This window comes from Halorubrum sp. CBA1229 (genome assembly GCF_003721435.2).
GTDB lineage: Archaea > Halobacteriota > Halobacteria > Halobacteriales > Haloferacaceae > Halorubrum.
Window position 1 is genome coordinate 34916 of the sequence record NZ_CP054585.1, and the last position, 16011, is coordinate 50926.

The 16011-nt window shown below is 66.7% G+C and carries 13 protein-coding genes and 1 tRNA gene; 9 read left to right on the forward strand and 5 right to left on the reverse strand.

Annotated elements, in window-relative coordinates; translation table 11 throughout:
• The first annotated feature begins 125 nt into the window (after positions 1–125).
• The 3 genes from Hrr1229_RS00170 (at position 126) to Hrr1229_RS00180 (ending at position 3609) form a co-directional block, all read left to right on the forward strand.
• On the forward strand, positions 126–1262 hold the full coding sequence (locus Hrr1229_RS00170; RefSeq protein ID WP_123114761.1) for a UbiA family prenyltransferase: 1137 nt from the start codon (positions 126–128) through the stop codon (positions 1260–1262).
• Positions 1263–1349: 87 nt separating this feature from the next.
• Positions 1350–3104: a histidine kinase N-terminal 7TM domain-containing protein gene (locus Hrr1229_RS00175; protein WP_123114760.1), complete on the forward strand. Its 1755-nt coding sequence runs from the start codon at positions 1350–1352 to the stop codon at positions 3102–3104.
• Between the two features lie 73 nt (positions 3105–3177).
• A complete protein-coding gene (locus Hrr1229_RS00180; RefSeq protein WP_123114759.1) occupies positions 3178–3609 on the forward strand; it encodes an EamA family transporter in 432 nt (143 codons plus the stop codon).
• 75 nt (positions 3610–3684) lie between these two features.
• Here the strand turns inward: Hrr1229_RS00180 and Hrr1229_RS00185 are convergent, their stop codons facing one another.
• Complete coding sequence (locus tag Hrr1229_RS00185; protein ID WP_123114758.1) at positions 3685–4932, reverse strand: RNA-guided endonuclease TnpB family protein; 1248 nt, start codon at positions 4930–4932, stop codon at positions 3685–3687.
• A 265-nt stretch (positions 4933–5197) separates the two neighbouring features.
• Between Hrr1229_RS00185 and Hrr1229_RS00190 the strand changes: the two genes are divergently transcribed.
• From Hrr1229_RS00190 to Hrr1229_RS00215, 6 genes are all read left to right on the forward strand, one after another.
• Entirely contained in the window at positions 5198–6700 is a 1503-nt protein-coding gene (locus Hrr1229_RS00190) for an MATE family efflux transporter (RefSeq protein ID WP_123114757.1), read from the forward strand.
• A gap of 127 nt (positions 6701–6827) precedes the next feature.
• Entirely contained in the window at positions 6828–7817 is a 990-nt protein-coding gene (locus tag Hrr1229_RS00195; protein ID WP_123114756.1) for a class I SAM-dependent methyltransferase family protein, read from the forward strand.
• A 114-nt stretch (positions 7818–7931) separates the two neighbouring features.
• Complete coding sequence (locus Hrr1229_RS00200) at positions 7932–8153, forward strand: hypothetical protein (protein ID WP_123114755.1); 222 nt, start codon at positions 7932–7934, stop codon at positions 8151–8153.
• On the forward strand, positions 8140–8529 hold the full coding sequence (locus Hrr1229_RS00205) for a peptide ABC transporter ATP-binding protein (RefSeq protein ID WP_123114754.1): 390 nt from the start codon (positions 8140–8142) through the stop codon (positions 8527–8529). Before Hrr1229_RS00200 ends, Hrr1229_RS00205 begins: the two co-directional genes overlap by 14 nt.
• A 614-nt stretch (positions 8530–9143) precedes the next feature.
• Positions 9144–9216, forward strand: a tRNA-Thr gene (locus Hrr1229_RS00210).
• A 432-nt stretch (positions 9217–9648) separates the two neighbouring features.
• Positions 9649–10887, forward strand: coding sequence for a hypothetical protein (locus tag Hrr1229_RS00215; protein ID WP_148041774.1), 1239 nt, complete (start codon positions 9649–9651; stop codon positions 10885–10887).
• 281 nt (positions 10888–11168) lie between these two features.
• Here the strand turns inward: Hrr1229_RS00215 and Hrr1229_RS00220 are convergent, their stop codons facing one another.
• From Hrr1229_RS00220 to proS, 4 genes are all read right to left on the reverse strand, one after another.
• Complete coding sequence (locus Hrr1229_RS00220) at positions 11169–11372, reverse strand: hypothetical protein (RefSeq protein ID WP_123114753.1); 204 nt, start codon at positions 11370–11372, stop codon at positions 11169–11171.
• A gap of 434 nt (positions 11373–11806) precedes the next feature.
• The gene (locus Hrr1229_RS00225) at positions 11807–13039 is read right to left on the reverse strand and encodes a hypothetical protein (RefSeq protein ID WP_123114752.1); all 1233 of its coding nucleotides are present in this window, start codon (positions 13037–13039) and stop codon (positions 11807–11809) included.
• Positions 13040–13182: 143 nt separating this feature from the next.
• Positions 13183–14286, reverse strand: a complete 1104-nt coding sequence (locus Hrr1229_RS00230) for a hypothetical protein (RefSeq protein WP_123114751.1) — start codon at positions 14284–14286, stop codon at positions 13183–13185.
• A 125-nt stretch (positions 14287–14411) separates the two neighbouring features.
• On the reverse strand, positions 14412–15881 hold the full coding sequence (proS, locus tag Hrr1229_RS00235; protein WP_123114750.1) for a proline--tRNA ligase: 1470 nt from the start codon (positions 15879–15881) through the stop codon (positions 14412–14414).
• Positions 15882–16011 lie beyond the last annotated feature (130 nt).

Here is a 16011-nt window from a genome sequence, read left to right on the forward strand (position 1 = left end):
CGGCTTAAAAATAAAGAATGAGGTATTTATTTTATTTAATTCTTTGTAGGTGATTAGATATATCCGGCGGTTCGAGTGCCAACTGGCGAGCGTCACCGGTCGGCGGGGGCGCTCGGCCTCGAACCATGTCCGAACAGATAGATCCGCCGTCGGACGCTACCGACGGCACCGATTCGCCGCATCGCTCCGAACCGTTCGCATCGACGACGCCACCGCGTCGCTCCGGGATGCGATCGGACGGATCCGTAACCGAACCGAGCGAACAGAAGAGTCCGCCGGACGCGTCCCCGACGCCGACCGGGACGACCGGCGACGGGCGGCGCCTGCTCGCCGCCTTCGCGTGGGGGTCGCCGTTCACCGCGCTCGTCGCGGCCGTCGAGGCGTTCGTCGCGACCGTCCTGCTGGGCGTCCCCGTGACGGCCGCCCCGGCGGTCGTCGCACTCGTCGCCTTCGCCGTGTACAGCATCGATCACGTCGCCGACGCCGACGCCGACGCCGCGTCGACCCCGGACCGGGCGCTGCTCGCCCGGCGCTACGGGGACCAACTGATGGTCGCCGCCACGCTCGCCTACGGGCTGGCGGTCGCGATCGCGGTGACTGGCGGGCCGCGCGCGCTCGCGCTCACGCTGCTGCCCGGCGCCTTCTGGGTCGTCTACGCCTCCGACTGGGTGCCGGACCTCGGGCGGGCCATCGGTACGGTCCTCGCGAGCGCGACCCCGGACCGCCGAGGGCTCGTCGGTCGCGCCGGCGCGACGGTCACCGACGGCGGGCGACGCAGCACCCTCCCGCGCCTAAAGGACGTGCTGGTACTCAACTCCGCCGTCGTCGCGGCGGCGTGGGCGATCGCCCTCACGTTCCTCCCGATCGCGTTCGGCGGGACCGCGCCGGGGCCGGTCGTCGCCGTCGTCTTCGCGTACTTCTTCCTGCGGTCGTTCGTCGACGCCGAACTCCCGAACGTCCGGGACGTCGACGCGGACGCGGCCGTCGGCGTCGAGACGCTGCCGGTCGTGCTCGGCGTCGAGCGGACGCGTCACCTGCTGTACGGCGTCGACATAGTCGCGGCGGGGACCGTGGCGGCCGCGGGCGCCACCGGCCTGCTTGCGTGGCCGCTCGCCGGCGCGCTCGGCGTCGGCATCGTCGCGTCGGTCTGTGTCACCGCGCTCGCCGGTCGAATCGAGGACGCGTCGGTCCTCGGCGTCGCGCCGGACTGCAGCTACATCCTCGTCGGGATCGCGGTCGCAGGGGTGCAGCTGGTCGGCTAATCGGCCCTCGCCTTCGATCCGCCGTCCCGCGGTGGCGTCGGCCCGACAGAGCAAAATGATTTATACCACCTTTGCGTGGAATAAACTGTGATCGGGTTGAGTCCGCTCTCCGTCGCGCTCCTCGCCGCGGTCGTGACCGGTACGTCGGGGGCGATCCTCGCGTGGCGGGAGCGGCCGGAGGCTGGCGCGACGTGGCTCGCGCTGCTGCTCTTCGGGCAGGTCTGGTGGACGACGTTCCTCGTCTTCGAGCTGGAGGCGTCGACGCTCGCCGCGAAGGCGCTCTGGTACGACGTGCAGTGGCTCGGAGTGGTGATCGTCCCGGTCGGATGGCTGCTGTTCGCGCTGGAGTACACGGGCCGAGACCGATACGTTCGCCCGGGCGTCGTGGCGGCGGCCTGCGTCGCGCCCGCGGTGACCGTCCTCGTGGTCGCGATGGGGGACCCCACCGGACTCATCACGGCCGACCGCCGGGTCGCCGACACCGCGGTCGGGTCGTTTCTCCGCGTCGACCCGGGGCCGTGGTACTACGTCATCGCCGGCTACACCTACCTGCTCGGGCTGATCGGGTCGGTCCCCATCCTCCGACTCGTCCGCGACGACGCCCGCCCGTTTCGGGGGCAGAGCGCGGCGCTGCTCGTTGGCACAGCGGTCCCGTGGGTCAGCAGCCTCCTCCACCTCACCGGAGCGATTCCGGTGCCCGGGCTCGACCCCACGCCGCTCGCGTTCGCCGTCTCCGGGGTCGCGTACCTCCTCGCGCTCTCGCGGTTCCGGCTGCTCACGCTCACGCCCGCGCCGCGCCGTCGGGCGCGCCAGCTGGTGTTCGAGCAGCTCCACGACCCCGTGTTCGTCGTCGGCACCGAGGGCCACATCCTCGACTTGAATCGGTGCGCCGCAGACGTGTTCGAGGTCGACCGCCGCTCGGCGATCGGCGAGCCGGCCGACGCGGTCGTGCCCCGGTACGACGCGCTCGCAGGTGAACGCGGCACCGTCGGCCCGCTCTCCGTCGTGGGACGGAACGGCCGGCGGCCGTACGAGGTCATGGTGCGAGGCGTGACCGATGACCACGGCCGGTCGATCGGCCGCGTCGTCGTCTTCCACGACATCGGCGAGTACCTCGGGCAACAGCAGCGGCTGAACGTGCTTAACAGGGTGTTCCGCCACGACGTCCGGACCGAGACGAACCTGATTCACGGGTACGCCGACCAGCTGCGCGCGGACCCGAGCGACGAGCGGGCGCTGTCGGTCGTCAAGCAGAGCGCCTCGCGGATCCTCGATCTCAGCGAGCGGACCCGGACAGCGAGCGAGCTGTTCGACCCGGTTTCGGAGCCGGACCCGCCGGTCCCCCTGGGCGAGGTCGTCGCGGAGGCCGCCGCCGACCTCCGCGAGGAGTATCCGCACGCCGAGGTGACGGTCGACGGCGACGTGCCGGACGTGCAGGTGCCGGCCACGCTCCGCGTCGTCGCGGCGAACCTCTGTTCGAACGCGGTCGAGCACAACGACGCGGCGTCGCCGTCGGTGTGGATCGAGGCGACGATCGAAAGCGGGTGGGTCGAGCTCTCCGTCGCCGACGACGGACCGGGGATCGATCCCGCGGAGTACGAGGCCCTGACGCACGGCGTGGAGACCCCGCTGGAGCACGGCAGCGGTATCGGCCTGTGGATCGTGAAGTGGGGGATAGACCAGGTCGGCGGACGGGTCTCCTTCGCGGAGCGGGAGCCCCGCGGCACGGTCGTCACGGTCTCCGTCCCCGTCGGGGACGTGCCGTCGGGAGACTCGCCGCCGGGCGACGCGGAGGGGTCCGGGACGATCGCATCCGGAGACCCCGCGAGCCTCGGTCGGTAGACGCGAGTCGGGAGACGCGGGTCGACGGGCGCGGGTCGGTAGGCACTTACTTCGCCCCGACCGACCGAGGGATATGGACGCTACCTATCTCCCCTACGCGCTCCTCGCGATGGGCGCGTACGCGCTCGTCTCGCCGCTGATGCGCGTCGCGACCACGGGCCCGGACGCGGTCCCGAGCGACGTCGCCGTCGTGGTCTCGAACACGCTGCTCATCTGTATGGCCATCGGCGTGCTCGCGTACACCGGTCAGGGGTTCGTCACCCACCTCGGGTCGCCGAAGATCCTCCACGTGCTCGCGGCCGGTGTGTTCCTCGGGATCGGCATCCTCGCGCTGTACCGGTCGCTCGCGCTGGGACCGGTGAGCGTCGTGACGCCGATCTTCGCGATGTTCCTCGTCTTCTCGTCGGTGATCGGCTTCCTCTTTCTCGGCGAGTCGTTCACCGCCCGGAAGGCGCTCGGGATCGTCCTCGCCGCCGCGTCGGTGTACCTCGTGTCCGGCGCGTAAACTACCCTACCCTCCTCCCTCGGCGCTACGCGCCTCGGTCCTTGAGGGTAGGGCTTTGATGTGGACTCCCGGCAATCAGTCCCCAGCAAGAGGCTGGTGACTCTCACCGTTCAACATCCCACCATTCACACGCACGTCTACTTGTGCGTCTCCGCTCCCCGACTTGGGCGAGGAACGGAGTTTGTGTTGTCGCTTCCGAGCGTACCGCACGCCAATATTCTTTGCGGCGTTGTAATCCGCGTTCACCTCGTACCCGCATTTCTGGCACGCGAACTGTTCGCCGTGGCGGTTGCCGTCGTGCGTAAACCCACAGTCCATCCGAGAACAGCGTTGGGATGTATGGGTCGGCTCGACCTGCTCTACGGAGACTCCCTGTTCAGGGGCTTTGTAGGAGACGTATTCAAACAGGCGTCGGAACGCCCAGACGTGGTGCCACTTCGCGTGTGGAAGCCGCTCTCGAATGTCGCTCAAGTCCTCGAACGCGATTACGTCGCAGTCGTGTTCGACGGCTTCCGAGACGAGTTCGTTGGCGATCGTGTGGATGTACTGTTTGCGCCAGGCTTCCTCTCGCTTCCCGAGGCGAAGCAGGGCCTTGTGTGCGGCCTGCGTGCCGCGCCGTTGCATCTCGCCACGTCGCTTCTCGAACTCACGACACCAGTGGTCGTAGTCGTTCCCCTGCCAAAACGTGCCAGTTGAGGACACAGCGAGGCTGTTGACGCCGAGGTCGATACCGAGGACCGTTTGGTCGGAGTGCCCGGTATCTTCCGAAACCTCATCGTCACCGTCTGTCCGCCGCGTCGAAATGTTGAGGTAGAACTCGTCAGTGGCCGCGTCGTACCGAAGCGTACTCTCGCAGAACTCGTAGTTCTCGGAGAGTACGTACCGCTCGTAGGGCGTCGGACTGTCTGCTGGGAGAACGAACGACGGTTCGACTCGGCCCTCAACAGTCGCCAGCGACACCTTGTTCCGGTAGAAGGTGGCGCTCCGCGTGTCGTAGTCCATCGTTTCAGCAGTGAACGTCGGTTGAGAGACGCGCTGTCCCTTTTTCCACCGTTCGACACACGCTTTGACGGCTTCGACAGCGCGTTTGATAGCGGCTTGGACAAGTTGGGCCTGTAGGTCTGTCTCCTCTCGAAGGTCGGCGTAGAGCGCGTCACGAACCTCTCGCTTGTTGGTCTTACACTCAGTGTAGGAGGTGTCGGACCAACAGTAGTCGGCGGTTCGGTTCGCGCAGTACAGGTATTGCTCGGCGGTTCGGTGGAGTGCGTCGCGTTGCTCGTCGGAAACGGCGAGTTTCACGACGGCGGTTCGACGCACGCCCATAGTTTCAGGGGGTACCCGACGGTACTTATACGCTTGGGGGTCGGTCGGTCGCGGTGTGGCGGTTGTGTCGTCCCATGTCGGTTTCCTCCCCGACCTACTCGCTCACTCCGTTCGCGCCTTGAGGTCGGGGGCTCCACCTCGAAAATGCTGAGGTCCGTCATGTTCGCCCCCGCCGTCGCCGTCTTCGTCGCCGTCGGCCGATCCGGAAACGCCCGCCGCGTGACGAAATCCCTTTAGCGCGGACCGGGAAACGGTCGTACCCGCAGTGGTCCGCCTCCCCAACCCCTTCCGCGCGCTAATCCTCTACATCGGCTTCGCCCTTGCGAGGGCCGGGCTGATCGACCGCCACCGCGTGGTCCGGACGACCGACCTGGCGTGGCCGCGGATCGTCACGGGGATCGCCCGGATGTCGAAGAACGCCGTCGACGTGGCGCTCGTCGGGGTCGCCGTCGGCACCAGCGCGGTCGCCGGCGTCGGGTTCGCCGGGCCCTACTGGGGGCTCGCGTTCGCGATCGGCGGCGGCGTCGCCGGCGGCACCATCGCCCTCGTCTCGCAGCGGTACGGCGCGGACGCGTACGGCGAGCTCGGCGACGCCGTCCGGGCGAGCGTCCTCCTCGTCGTGGTCGTCACGATTCCGGTGTCCGCCGCGTTCTGGACGCACTCGGCCGCCCTCATCGGCGTCCTGAGCAGCAACGAGGCCGCGATCGCCCTCGGGGCAGAGTACCTCCGGATCGTCGGGCTCGGCGTCCCGTTCGCCGCGCTCAACCTCGTCGGGAGCCGCGTGCTGGTCGGCTGCGACGACGCGTACACCGCGATGCAGGTGCGGGCGGGCGGCGCGGTCGCGAACATCGCGCTCAGCGCGGCGTTCATTTTCGGACTGGGGCTGGGCGTCGAGGGCGCCGCGCTCGGGACCGTCCTCTCGAACGTGCTCGCCGTCGCGGCGTTCGCCGGCGGGCTCGTGTGGGGGCGATTCCCCGGTGTCGGCGAGTTTCCGATCGCGATCGACCCGTTCGGCTCGTACGTGAACCCGGACATGCTCCGCGATCTCGTGGAGATCGGCCTCCCGGTCGGCGCGCGCAACCTCGTGTGGACCGTCGCCGAGTTCCCGATGCTCGCCATCCTCGACGTGTTCGGCGAGAACACCGTCGCCGCGTTCGTCATCGCCCGCCGCATCTGGGGGATCATGAACGCCCCCGGCTGGGGGTTCGGACTCGCCTCCTCGAGCCTCGTCGGGCAGGAGCTCGGCGGCGAGGACCCCGCGGAGGCGGAGGCGTACGCCCGCGACATCATCCGCTTCTCCGTGGCGACGTACGTGGTCTTCGCGGCGGTGACCGCCGTCTTCGCGAGCGATATCGTGGTGCTGTTCGCGGAGGGCCCCGAGAGCCCGGAGGTGCCGATCGCGGTCGCCCTCGTCTACGCGGCCTGCGTCGCCGTCGTCTTCCAGGGCGTCTCCGGCGGGGCGGCGGGGCCGCTCGACGCGGCCGGCGACACGAAGATCCCGTTCGCGAGCCAGTTCTTCGGGATGTTCTGCGTCTCGATCCCGCTCGCGTACGTCGGCGCCAACGACGCGACCCCCGCGATCGGCGTCCCCCTGACGGGGGTGACGATCCCCGAGATCGCGCTCCCCGCGATCGGGCTGTGGGGGCTCTATCTGGCGTTCCTCGCCGAGACGTCGATCCCCGCCGCGATCAACTACTGGCGGTTCCGCTCCGGCAAGTGGAAGGGGATAAGCGAGGCGTACCGCCCCGAGGCGCCCGCGGACGACTGAGCGATCCGCGAACGCGCCGCGCCCTCCCACGCCGCCCTTCCGCCCGCTCCCGCGCTCTCCCGCCCGCGCTCGCGGCCGAACGACCGAAAGCGTCAGCGTTTATGGCTGGCTCCGCGTTCTTCCGGTAATGAGCGTTCCCTGCGTCGCGGTCGAGCGCGAGCGCGGCGAGGCGGTCCGCGAGCGCCTCGCCGAGGCCGGCGCCCTCGACGGCGACCACGAGATCGCGGTCGACGGCGACGCGATCTACATCCCGATCGTCGACCCGGAGGCGATCCCCGCCGACCTCGACGCGAGGGTCGTCGCGCGCGACGCCGCCGAGCGCGACCGCCCGCTGACCCCGGCCGAGATCCTCGGGTACGAGCCCTCGCTGGAGCGGCTCGGCGACATCGTCATCGTCGACGAGGACGACGACGAGCGCGCGAGCGAGATCGCCGACGCGGTGATGGCCTCCGACGTGCCCTGCGACACCGTGCTCAACCGCGCGTCGCCGATCGAGGGAGAGCTCCGCGTCCGCCGGTGGGACGTGCTGGCGGGGAACGGCACCGAGACGGTCCACCGCGAGTACGGCCACGAGTTCCTCCTCGACGTCGCCGAGGTGTACTTCTCGCCGCGGCTCGCCACCGAGCGCCACCGCGTGGTTGAGCAGGCCGAGCCGGGCGAGGCCGCGATCGACATGTTCGCCGGCGTCGGCCCGTACGCGGTGCCGCTGGCGTCCCGCGGCGCCGACGTTGTCGCCTGCGACCTCAACGAGCGCGCCGTCGAGTACCTCCGCGAGAACGCGGCTCGGAACGGCGTCGCCGACCGCGTGACCGCTGTCGCGGGCGACGTGCGTGAGATCGCGGACGACTACGCCGACGCGGCGGACAGCCTCGTGATGAACCTCCCGCACTCCGCCGACGCGTTCCTCGACACCGCGGTCGCGCTGGCCGGCGACGACTGCCTGGTCCACTACTACGACATCCAGCACGAGGACGACCCGTTCGGCCCCGGAACGCGGGCGATCCGCGAGGCGGCAGGCGACGAGTACGAAGTCGCCGTCGAGACCGAGCGCGTCGTCAGGTCGTACGCGCCCCACGAGTACAACGTCTGTCTGGACGCGAGACTGACGCGGGAGTGAGACCGGGGCGCCCCGTCCGCGCGGCGCTCCGCGCGCCGCTCGATCCCCGATTTTCCTCGCCCGTCGTTTCAGTCAGGTAACGCGTTTATACCGATACGGCACGTGGTAACGCACATGAGTGACGCACCAGACCCGGAGGAGCGCATCGACGAGACGACGACGTGGCCCGACCTCGCTATCGGGCTGTACGATAGGCTGACCGGCCGCAACGCGGAGATCGTGTACGAGTTCGAGGAGATGAGCGTCGACGTCCCGAGCGGCACCGGCGACGACGTCGAGCACGCCAGCTGGCGGCTCGACGGAACCGTTCGGGTCACGACCCGTGAACAGGACTGACGCGAGGGCACCGCTCTCGGTCGCCACGGAGGACCTGACGCTCACGGTCGAGGGCGTCGACCTCGACGTCCGCTCGACGGGCGACCGCCTGTTCGTCGAGGCGGCGACCGTCCGCGACGCGGTCCGCGTCGCGCGGAACCTACCCGGGGACAACGACGCGCACGGGGCGGCCGCGCTGTTGACCGCCACCGACCTCACCGCCGAGGTACGCGTCCGCGGCCGGACGATCGCCGTCGTCGGCGCCGACGCTCGTCCGGGGTTCCTCTCTCGCGAGCTCGGCGTCGAGCCGGCGGAAGTGCGGCTCGCGGGCGTCCTCGGGGCCGGGGTGAGCGGGATCTCCGCGGCCGCGGAGGCACCGAGACGACTCTTCTCGTGAGAATCGGGCCCGCCGAGACATCGGCGGACGTCGCCACTTTACGGCGAGTCTCCCGTCGGCGACCGCCGACGGGATCGGGTACGTGGATCGACAGCGTGACCGCCGTCCCGCCCGGGACGAGCGGGTCGGGACGGCACGGCCCGTCACATGACAAGAGTTCACGGCCGGTGGACCGTCGGGACCAGAGGCGATTTCGCGCTTGGCACGTCGGAGACGTGGATCACACGACGGCCGTGGTGGAACGCTGTTAGTGGTGACCGCCACGTCGGGTCGCCGTGGGGGGTGCGACCGACGGGACTACTGACGCCCGGCACGGGCTTCGACCGGGCACGCACCGTCGAGGGAGTCGATCCCCGCCATCGCGGCGCACGATCGGTGCGACCACATCTCGATTAGAGCCTGAACAAGTATTTATGTTTTTTCCTTATACACCTGTGATTGTACCTGAGAAAACAGACGGATCGGAATGTATTGGGCATAATTCCGAAACGAACGCCAACGGCGCATCTACCGAGTGCGATCCGACGATCCGCGGATCGGTCGCGCCAGTTCGGCCCCCGCGCCGTCGCCGTTTCGGAACCCTTATTTTGCCGTTCGGGAATGGTAAGACGCGCGCCGGAGTAGCTCAGCTGGCAGAGCGATTCCTTCGTAAGGAATAGGTCGAGGGTTCAAATCCCTCCTCCGGCTCTTCTATCGAAACAAAGCGGAGTCGAACAGCCGAAGGAGAATTTGAATCACAGAGCGAAGCGGAACCACCGCGGTTCGCATCTCCCTTGTCTGGCTTTCTCCATCTTATTCAAGATTGCATTATTGAATCCAGTATAACGGTTCCGATGGTCCTATCAGGAAGTTGGAATCGGTGTTTCAGAGTGGTCAGCATGAACCGCTCTGACAAAATCCCTGAATACCCGTTTATGAGGCGCCAACAGGATCGTACTGGCGGCTGTGAAAGTTCGATGGGCCGTACCCTTCTATCAGTAATTCTGTACTTAGAATCAGCGACCCGTCGATGATGGGGTATCAATACGTTAGTTATGAATGTGTCTAATTAAATATTAGAAACTATGCTACTAATTATTAGTGCTTACTTTTATTATTCCCACGAACTATGATATTCAGATGTCCCAAGGTGTTGACAGGCGCGGATACGTTTTTGTAGTGGATAAGTTCTCATACCCCGTTCACAGGTCCCGTGGATTTTGTGGAGTTAAAGAGCCAAAATTAGAGTGGAATTTTAGTGGACAATCCGGTTTGTATGCTGACCTTCTCGGAACGCGACCGGGTGATTTGGTATTCTTGTACCAACGCAGAATCGATGAATCACCGGAGGATCGCGGATTTAGGGGAGTCTATGAAATAACGAGCCGGCCCTTTGTTGATACACAAACTATCTCTTGGAACGGCCATACTGTCAGAGGTGAATGTCCTGAATGTGGTTCAACGTATCCCGAAGACTGGGGTAGGGACCCGAACAAAGACCCATGGACTTGCGATAATTGTGACAGTGACGTTCCGCAGGGTGAGCATATTGTTCCTAACCGGGTTCTGATCCAACCTGATAATTATTATCCAAATAGTGTGACTGATAATACGGCGTATGTTGATCAAACCGATCCTGGTTTTATTTGGACAAAGATATTCCGAAAGATGTATGGCGTGGGTACGGAACGAAGCGCGGCACCGTTACTTCCGGAAGAAACAGAGAAACTCCTTAGATTGCTGGAACGGGAAAACGAAGGGACTTCAGAAGTCCCTGATTTTGAGCCATATCCCGCGCAGGAGAATAGAGATTACTTGAGTCCTAAATTGGGGGATGGTCCCGAAGTTCCATACGAACACTGGCTACACGCTTGGATTTTGAATAATATTGACGAAGAGATACCAGTATTATCCGACATCGTCGGACCTCTCTCAGAACTGGAATGGTTCGGAAATGAGATCGTGTACGGGATAGGTCGCTCAAAAGTTGATCTACTTCTACTACATGAGAGAGATGGCCACAGGTACAAAGCAACGGTAGGTGAATTAAAACAAGAAGAAATCACGGTGGATAATATCAATCAAATTGACAGATATTCGTATTGGATTTCACAGTTAGCAACAGCAAATGCCGAACCTCCCGTGGAGGATCTACAACTTCATCCAGTCATCATAGGATCTGGAATAGAACCAGATGCGCGTACAAAGCTTGGATCGATGGAAGAACGTCAGTTGGAAATCCCATACTCACGTGCTGATTCAAGAACCACTTCGCGAACAGACTGCACAGTTCAGATTCAAACGCCGACAGCTGTGGAGTATACTGTGTCGGACGGTAGTATCAGATTCGAGTACATTTCCGGACAATCGAGCCTGTAAAAACCACTCAGAGAACCATCTCAGTTGATCAAAAAAGATTGACGTTGTAATAGGTGTATATTATGCCAAGTATTCAATTTAGCGGGGATAGATAGATACTCATTTAATAGACAAGGTTATTCCTCTCAATTAATCAAATTAAGACGAGAATTCAAATAAGGAAGCGAAGTGGCACGGCCACAGTTCCTTTGCTTCTGTCGTTCTCTCGTCGACCCACAGCAGAGAACTAGGCGACGGGTCAACAGAGCGGCGGCGCCTAGCGGACGACGCGAGGCCGAGCGTTAGGTCCGCCGTTCGGTGATCCGCGCCACCACGACGCCGGCGGCGACGAGGAGGACGCCGATGAGGGCGTTCAACGCGACGCCGATCGACTCGCCGGCGGCCGCGTTCACGACACCGAGGTACAGGAAGAACACGGCGACCGCGGCGTGGAGGACGAAGACGCCGGTCGGCGCGTTCGCTCCGAAGCTGAAGCCGATCTCCATACTACCTGTACGTCGATTCCGGTGAAAAAGAGCCGGGTTCCGGTGATTCGGCCCCTGCATCGGTTCGTCGAGAGGCCCGAGAGCGTCCCCCGAGCAGGTCACCGTCGCCTCCGCACGCGTCGCGACGGATCCGATCGTCCGTCCACCCGATTACCGATCGGATACTTATTCTTTAAAGAATAATAGGGCTGAGGCTATGTTACCTGGCACCATATGGCGTGATATGCGACCAGAAACCGGAGTCGACGAACGAGAACTGTACGAGTGTTTCGAATGCGGGGCCCGAACGGAGTCGGGCGGGACGTGCGAGTGCGGCGGCGAACTCATGCATCTGGGTCGGTCGCGGGACCTGTGACGAGAGCCGAGTTCGGATAGTCGATCGGTCGCTCCCGCCTCACGCCCGAGCGTCGATCCGGGCGCGACCGCCGCGAGCGTCACTCGCCGTCGTCCCCGGTCTCCTCGCCGTCGGTGTCGTCGGCGTCGGCCGCGTCGGCCGCGGCGTCGTACTCGGGCAGCGAGAGCACGTTCTCGCGCCCGAGCCGGAACCCCTCCAGGTCGCCCTCGTCGCGGAGCCCCGTCACGACCTGGCTCGTCTTGGCGGCGGTCCAGTCGAGCTCCTCGGCGACCTGCTTCTGTTTCATCCGACCGCCGTTGGCCTCGACCAGCCGGAGCACCTGCTCTTCGTTGCTCAACAGGTCCTCGTCGACCGGTGGCGCCGCCCCGTCACCGTCTCCGTCCGCGCCGGGCTCCGCTCCGCCCTCGTCGGCGTCCGGCTCGCCGACGGCCGCGGCGCTCGCGCCGGCTCCAGCGGCGGTCGCCTCCGTGCCAGTCGCGCCGTCCCCGTCGACCGCGTCCCCGCTCTCGGCGGCCGCCTCGGCTCCCGTCGTGTCGGGCGCGTCCGCGGTCGCCGTCGGCGCCCCGTCCGAAGCCGACGCGCGCCACGGCCGACGGCGGTAGCCGACGACGGCGAGGACGGCGATGAGCAGTCCGAGCGCGACGAGGGGGAGCGGTCCGGCGGCGAGCCCCTCGGGCTCGACGGTCACGCGCGGCTGTCCCTCCGTGAAGTCCACCGGGCCCTCCCAGACGACGGCGTTCTCGCGGGTCTCCGTCGGCGACGGCGAGACCTCGCCGAGCCGATACCCGTCGTCCCACGAGACGATGAGGGACGACGTCTCGTCGAGGAACAGCGCGTCGACGGCGTCGCCGACGACGAGGCGGTCGCCGTCGACGGCCGCGAAGTTGCTCCATTCGAACCGGTACGTCAGGACGCCGTACGACTGCGGGAGCTCGCGCCGCTCGGCGGTCACCGTGACGTTCGAGACGTTCATCTCGCGGCCCGTCGCGTTCTCGGCGGTGTCGGCCGTCGCGCGCATCCGTTCGCCGAACCGGCCCGTGTACGCGTCCGGGTTCGACTCCACGTCCGCGCGGAGCTCCTCGAAGGCCTGCTCCTCGTCGTCGCTCGCGAGGCGAACTCGGTACTGCGTCTCCCAGACTGCATCGCCGTCGGGCTCGACGTTGACCTCGATCAGGACGTCGTCCGGAGTGACGTCCATCTGGTCGAAACCGCCCGGCGGGAGGCCCGCACCGCCCTGGGCGGCCCCGATCGACGCGAAGCCGGCGCTGGCGACGACCGCGACGGCGACGAGAAGAAGTACCGTTCGCTGCACAGCCCAACAGTTACGAGGCTCGGGTAAATCGCTTCCCATCTTCCAAGCAAGCGTGCGGGGCACGCGGGGCGCTCCTCTGGCGGCCGCGGTCACCGCGACGTCCGGTCGGGGTCGGCTCGGTGGTGTGCCGAGCCGGAGGCGACCTATCCATCGATGCCGACGACCCGACGAACGTACTCGGCACCGTCAGTCAACGGTCCGGAGAGTCCTGCCACGACGTCTTCGACGGCGTTCGCGGCGCCGGCATCGGATCCGGAACCGCCCCCGCCGCCGCGGTTATCGCCCGCGGCGGGCGGAGACCGCTCGTCGCCCGTCGGCGAGCTCCCCGCGTCGGAGCCGTCGCCTCGGTCGCCGCCTCCTTGCCCGGCGTTACCGCTCGCGGACCCACCAGTCGAATTTCCGGCGGTCGTCTGAGCGCTGGTCGCGTTCGTCGGGCGGTCGGTCGCGTTCGTCGGACGGTCGATCGCGTTCGTCGAGCGATCGGTCGCGTTCGTCGCGTTGCCGTCGCCCCCGGATTCGGTACCGCGGCCGGGTCGTCCGTCAGCGCCGGGCGAGCCGCCGCCGGCGCCCGGACCGGCGCCCGGGCCGGCTCCCGGGCCCATGTCCGCGGGCGGGCCGCGTCGCTCGGACGCCAGCGGGCCGCCCACATCGTTGCCGGCGACGCCGCGAGCGATCGCCGCGACCTCCGGGCCGCTCGCCTCGCTCGCCCGCTCGCGGAGCGCGCCGAGTCGTGCCTCGTTCAGGCCGCGGTCGGCCCTGACCGACTCGGGGAGCCCGCGAACCACGTCGGCGCTCCGGTTGGCCTCGCGCTTGACCGTCTCGGCTCGGGCGCCGATCTCCGCCATCCGGGCGGCGAACTCGCCCCGGCTCAGCTCACCGGCGTCGCGGCGCTCGCGGAGCTCCCGCTGGCGCCGCTCGATCTCCGTCAACCGGTCCTCGGTCCGGTTCAACCGCTCCGCGACGAGGGCGGCCCGCTCCTCGTCGGTCTCCGTCCGGTTGAGCGCCACCTCGAACGCCCGGGAGTCGACCTCGCCGGCTATTTCGGCCCGCTGGACCCCGATCACGCCGGAGAGGCGTTCGCCGGGGCTGATCTCCGTCCCGTTCGCCGTCTCGTTCCCCTCGCTCGTCTCGTTCGTCGCCACCGGGTCGTCCTGCGCGGCGACCGTCCCGATGGGGCCGGCCGCGGCGATCCCGGCGACGCCGACCAGCACGACCGCGACGATGAGGAGCGCGATACCTCGTTTCATCACCTGACCGTAGGCGACGTATCCGTATATAAACCGATCTCCGTTAAGTCGGATCAACGCGGATTAAACGCGGTACAGCGGCGGGGCGGCCGTTACCGATGCGCCCCGCCGTAATCGACCCCGACTCAGTACGACTTCGCGAAGTAAGCGGTCCGTTTCGCGTCCTCGCCGCAGATGGCGCAGGTCTCGTCGCCGTCGACGAGGGGGTCCTCGTCCTCGAACGGCACCATCACGATCTCGGCGGCCATCGGCTCTTTGATCGGCTCCTCGCACTCCTCGTCGCCGCACCACGGCGTCTTCACGTAGCCGCCGTGCTGGCCGAGCGTCCCGAGGATCTCGGCGCGGTCCTCGGCCTCGCGGACCTCGCCGTCGAGCGTCTCCTCCGCGGCCGCGTACAGCTTCGCGTAGATCTCGTCGAAGTGGTCGCGGACGGTGTCGGCGACGCCGTCCCGCTCCTCGACGACGCTCTCCCCGTCGGGGCGGTGGACGAGAGTGAGCTCGCCGTCCTCGACCTCGTGGGGGCCGATCTCGATCCGGAGCGGGACCCCGTTGAGCTCGTGTTCGTTGAACTTGAATCCGGGATTGCGCTCGTCGCGGTCGTCGAGCTCGACGCGGACGCCGGCGTCGTCGAGGTCGTCGGCGACGCCCTCGGCGTACTCCAGCACCTCGTCTTTGGTGTCCTCCTGCCAGATCGGGACGACGACGACCTGTTCGGGAGCGACGCCGGGCGGGAGCACGAGCCCCTGCTCGTCGGAATGGGTCATGATCAGCGCGCCGAGCGCGCGCCACGAGAGCCCCCACGAGGTGGTGTGCGCGAGCCGCTCCTCCTCGTCCTCGTCGGAGAAGGTGATGTCGAACGCCTCCGCGAACGACTGCCCGAGGTGGTGGGAGGTGCCGGCCTGCACCGACTTCCCGTCGGGCATCAGCGCCTCGACGGTCGTCGTCGTGTCGGCGCCGGGGAACTTGTCGTGGTCGGGCTTCTGTCCCTTCAGGACGGGCAGCGCCAGCAGGTCCTCGTAGACGGACTCGTACTGGTCGAGCCGCGTCATCGTCTCGTCCCACGCGTCCTCTGCGGTCTCGTGCGCGGTGTGGCCCTCCTGCCAGAGGAACTCCTTCGTTCGGAAGAACGGCTTCGTCTCCGTCGCCTCCCAGCGCACGACCGAACACCACTGGTTCACGCGCAGCGGGAGGTCGCGGTGGCTCCGGACCCACTGGCTGATGTACGGCGTGATGATCGACTCGGAGGTGGGCCGGACCGCGAGCCGCTCCTCGAGCTCCTTCGTGCCCGCCTCGGTCACCCACGCCACCTCGGGGTCGAACCCCTCGACGATGTCCTTCTCGCGTTCGAGGTACGACTCGGGGATGAAGAGGGGGAAGTAGGCGTTCTGGACGCCGGTGTCCTTGAACTTCGCGTCGAGGAACCCCTGCAGGCGCTCCCAGACGGCGTACGCCCGCGGTCGAGTGACGATGAATCCGCTCATCCCCTCGGGGCCGTAGTCGGCCAGCCCCGCCTTCTGTACGACCTCGGCGTACCACTCGCCGGTGTTGTGTGACTTGGACTCGGTGATCCCGAGCTCCTGGTCGTCGTCGCTCATTATCGTGTGAAGGGCGGGTCGCGGGCTTAAAACGTCCGAAGCCGTGCGAGTCGTTCAGCCTCGCTGCGCGAGCCGTTCGGGCGCGGTCGCGCGATCCCTCGACCGCCCGACGGCCGACGGGTCAGCGGTC

Excerpts from the sequence above, each read along its gene's own strand:
- Hrr1229_RS00170 (WP_123114761.1), top strand. The coding sequence starts at position 126 with ATGTCCGAACAGATAGATCCGCCGTCGGACGCTACCGACGGCACCGAT.
- Hrr1229_RS00180 (WP_123114759.1), top strand. The coding sequence starts at position 3,178 with ATGGACGCTACCTATCTCCCCTACGCGCTCCTCGCGATGGGCGCGTAC.
- Hrr1229_RS00185 (WP_123114758.1), bottom strand. The coding sequence starts at position 4,932 with ATGGGCGTGCGTCGAACCGCCGTCGTGAAACTCGCCGTTTCCGACGAG.
- Hrr1229_RS00195 (WP_123114756.1), top strand. The coding sequence starts at position 6,828 with ATGAGCGTTCCCTGCGTCGCGGTCGAGCGCGAGCGCGGCGAGGCGGTC.
- Hrr1229_RS00200 (WP_123114755.1), top strand. The coding sequence starts at position 7,932 with ATGAGTGACGCACCAGACCCGGAGGAGCGCATCGACGAGACGACGACG.
- Hrr1229_RS00215 (WP_148041774.1), top strand. The coding sequence starts at position 9,649 with ATGTCCCAAGGTGTTGACAGGCGCGGATACGTTTTTGTAGTGGATAAG.
- Hrr1229_RS00220 (WP_123114753.1), bottom strand. The coding sequence starts at position 11,372 with ATGGAGATCGGCTTCAGCTTCGGAGCGAACGCGCCGACCGGCGTCTTC.
- Hrr1229_RS00230 (WP_123114751.1), bottom strand. The coding sequence starts at position 14,286 with ATGAAACGAGGTATCGCGCTCCTCATCGTCGCGGTCGTGCTGGTCGGC.
- proS (WP_123114750.1), bottom strand. The coding sequence starts at position 15,881 with ATGAGCGACGACGACCAGGAGCTCGGGATCACCGAGTCCAAGTCACAC.